This window comes from Variovorax sp. 20P10.2.4 (genome assembly GCF_058244205.1).
This window is the reverse complement of the sequence record NZ_JBZAYE010000711.1, coordinates 1-3,517: the sequence shown is the minus strand read 5'-3', so window position 1 is coordinate 3,517 and position 3,517 is coordinate 1. Positions and strand designations below refer to the sequence as shown.

4 protein-coding genes are annotated in these 3,517 nt (G+C 68.3%); 3 read left to right on the top strand and 1 reads right to left on the bottom strand.

Translation table 11 applies throughout. The features are described 5' to 3' along the window. The 3 genes from mutS to AC27VN_RS36090 all read left to right on the top strand — a co-directional run. The coding region (mutS, locus tag AC27VN_RS36100) for a DNA mismatch repair protein MutS (RefSeq protein ID WP_490879741.1) at positions 1 to 1,322 on the top strand (1,322 nt) is incomplete at its 5' end. A 28-nt stretch (positions 1,323 to 1,350) separates the two neighbouring features. Beyond that, on the top strand, positions 1,351 to 2,190 hold the full coding sequence (locus AC27VN_RS36095) for a proteasome-type protease (RefSeq protein ID WP_057592829.1): 840 nt from the start codon (positions 1,351 to 1,353) through the stop codon (positions 2,188 to 2,190). Positions 2,191 to 2,195: 5 nt separating this feature from the next. Next, positions 2,196 to 2,999: an alpha/beta hydrolase gene (locus AC27VN_RS36090; RefSeq protein ID WP_490879740.1), complete on the top strand. Its 804-nt coding sequence runs from the start codon at positions 2,196 to 2,198 to the stop codon at positions 2,997 to 2,999. A gap of 7 nt (positions 3,000 to 3,006) precedes the next feature. Here AC27VN_RS36090 and AC27VN_RS36085 read toward each other — a convergent pair. Further along, the coding region (locus AC27VN_RS36085; protein ID WP_490879739.1) for a GlxA family transcriptional regulator at positions 3,007 to 3,517 on the bottom strand (511 nt) is incomplete at its 5' end.

Genomic DNA, 3,517 nt, shown 5'->3' with positions numbered 1-3,517 from the left:
TGATCGCCACCGGCCACGACGCCGAGCTCGACGAGCTGCGCGAGATCAGCGAGAACTGCGACGACTTCCTGCTCAAGCTCGAGGTCAGCGAGCGCGAGCGCACCGGCATCAGCAACCTGCGGGTGCAGTTCAACCGGGTGCACGGCTTCTACATCGAGGTGACGCAGAGCGCGTTGTCGAAGGTGCCCGACAACTACCGCCGCCGCCAGACGCTGAAGAACGCCGAGCGCTTCATCACGCCCGAGCTCAAGGCCTTCGAGGACAAGGCGCTGAGCGCGCAGGACCGCGCGCTGGCGCGCGAGAAGTGGCTCTACGAGCAGCTGCTCGACGCGCTGCAGGCCTCGGTGCCCGCGCTCACGCGGCTGGCCACGGCGCTCGCCACGCTCGACGCGCTGTGCGCGCTGGCCGAGCGCTCGCACACGCTGCACTGGCGCGCGCCGAGCTTCGTCTCGCACCCGTGCATCGAGATCCAGCAGGGCCGCCACCCGGTGGTCGAGGCGCGGCTGGCCGAGAAATCCTCGGGCGGCTTCATCGCCAACGACACCCAGCTCGGCCCGCAGCAGCGCATGCAGGTCATCACCGGCCCCAACATGGGCGGCAAGTCGACCTACATGCGGCAGGTGGCGATCATCGTGCTGCTGGCCTCCATCGGCTCGCACGTGCCGGCCGCGGCCTGCCGCCTGGGGCCGATCGACGCCATCCACACCCGCATCGGCGCGGCCGACGACCTGGCCAATGCGCAGTCGACCTTCATGCTCGAGATGACCGAGGCCGCGCAGATCCTGCACGGCGCCACCGCGCAGTCGCTGGTGCTGATGGACGAGATCGGCCGCGGCACCAGCACCTTCGACGGGCTGGCGCTGGCCGCGGGCATCGCGGCCCAGCTGCACGACCGCGCCAAGGCCTTCACGCTGTTCGCCACCCACTACTTCGAGCTCACGGAATTCCCGGCCACGCACCATGGCGCGGTCAACATGCACGTGAGCGCCACCGAGGCCGGCCGCGACATCGTGTTCCTGCACGAGATGCAGCCCGGCCCGGCCAGCAAGAGCTACGGGATCCAGGTCGCGCGGCTGGCGGGCATGCCCGCGGCGGTGGTCAACCATGCACGCCAGGCGCTGGAAGCGCTCGAGTCGCAGCATGCGCAAACTCGTGCACAGGTCGACCTGTTCGCACCGCCCCCGGCCTCCGAAACCCCCATGGTCAGCGCCGTAGAATCCGCGCTGTCCGCGCTCGACCCCGACGCGATGACCCCGCGCGAAGCCCTAGACGCGCTCTACGCCTTACAGAAACTGAATGCACGCGACCGCGGAGCCCCATGAGCAGGCACTGCTCTTGCGAGACGAAAAAATGACTTATTGCGTAGGCATCAAACTCAACGCCGGCCTGGTGTTCCTGTCCGATTCGCGCACCAACGCGGGCGTGGACCACATCAGCACCTTCCGCAAGATGATCGTCTACGAGCAGCCCGGCGACCGCGTCATGGTGCTGCTGTCCTCGGGCAACCTCAGCATCTCGCAGTCGGTGCGCGAGATCCTGCAGATCGAGGAACTGCGCGAGACGCAGGAGAACGGCGAGCCCGGCACGCCGACCACGATCTGGAACGCCAAGAGCATGTTCGATGCCGCGCGCGTGCTCGGCTCGGCCGTGCGCCACGTCTACGACCGCGATGCCGAGGCGCTCAAGCATGCGGGCCTGGACTTCAACGTCTCGTTCATCTTCGGCGGCCAGGTCAAGGGCGAGGGCATGCGCCTCTTCCTGGTCTATGCGGCCGGCAACTTCATCGAGGCCACGACCGAGACGCCCTACTTCCAGATCGGCGAATCGAAGTACGGCAAGCCGGTGCTCGACCGCGTGCTCACGCCCGAGACGCCGCTCGACGAGGCCGCCAAGTGCGCGCTGGTGTCGATGGACTCGACCATGAAGTCCAACCTCTCGGTCGGCCTGCCGCTGGACCTCGTGGTCTACGAGGCCAACAAGCTCGAGACCGACCGCGTGATCTGCATCGACGCCGACAACCCCTACTACCGCATGGTGCACAACAGCTGGGGCCAGAAGCTGCGCGAGGTGTTCGACAGCATCGAGGACCCGGTGTGGGACGACAGCGCCACCGAGCATCCGCTGAAGATGCCGGCGACGCGGCACGGCGCGCTGCGCAAGATCTCGACACCCGACGAAAAGCTGATCTGAACCCCGTGCCGCCGATCGTCTTCTCGCACGGCAACAGTTTTCCCGCGAGCACCTACCGCGTCGTCCTCGACAGCCTGCGCAACCGCGGCTTCGAGGTCGATGCCATCGAGAAATTCGGGCACGACCCGAAGTACCCCGTCACCGACAACTGGCCGCACCTGGTCGAGCAGCTGGCCGACTTCGCGCGGCCGCGCGCCGAACGCGCGGGCAAGCCGGTGTTCCTGGTCGGCCATTCGCTCGGCGGCTTCCTGAGCCTGATGTGCGCCGCGCGGCATCCCGAGCTGGCGCGCGGCGTGGTGCTGGTCGACTCGCCGATCCTCGGCGGCTGGCGCGCCAACACGCTCAACATGGTGAAGCGCACGCCGCTCATGAAGAGCATCTCGCCGGGCGCGATCAGCCGCCGGCGCCGCAACAGCTGGGAGCACCGCGAGGCGGTGTTCGAGCATTTCCGCAGCAAGAAGGCCTTCGCGAAGTGGGACGAGCAGGTGCTGCACGACTACATCGACCACGGCACTTTCGATAGCGAGGACACGCGCGCGCTGAGCTTCGACCGCGACGTCGAGACCGCCATCTACAACACGCTGCCGCACAACCTCGGCGCGCTGCTGCGCAGCCATCCGCTCAAGTGCAAGGCGGCCTTCATCGGCGGGCGCCAGTCGGCCGAGATGAAGCGCGTGGGCATGGCGATGACGCAGCAGGTGACCAAGGGCCGCATCGCGATGCTCGATGGCACACACCTGTTTCCAATGGAGAAGCCGCTGGCGACCGCGGCCGCGATCGAGGCGGCGGTACGCAACCTGATGGGCTGACAGGGCCTCAGCGGAAGCGCGCCCGGTAATCGAGCGGCGGCACCCCGAAGCGCCGCTGGAACGCGCGCCGCATGATCTCCTCCGAACCGAAACCGCAGCGCTGCGCCACCGCCTTGATGCTGGCGCCCGAGGATTCGAGCAGCCGCGTCGCGCGGTCCAGCCGCATGCGTTCGACCGCATGCGCGGGCGTGACGCCGGTGCGCTGCAGGTAGAAACGCGCGAAGGTGCGCGGCGCCATCGCCATGCGGTCGGCCAGCCGCGCCACGTCGATCGTCTCGTGCAGGTGCTCGTCGATCCAGCCATGCAGCGACTCGATGCGCGGGTCCTCGGCCTCCTGCGCGAGCAGCGCGCTGCTGAACTGCGACTGCCCGCCCGGGCGCTTGTAGAACACCACCAGCTTCTTCGCCACGCCGATGGCGATGGCGCGGCCGAGGTCGGCCTCGACCATGCCCAGCGCCATGTCGATGCCGGCCGTGACGCCGGCCGAGGTCCAGCGGCGGCCGTCGCGGAAGTAGATC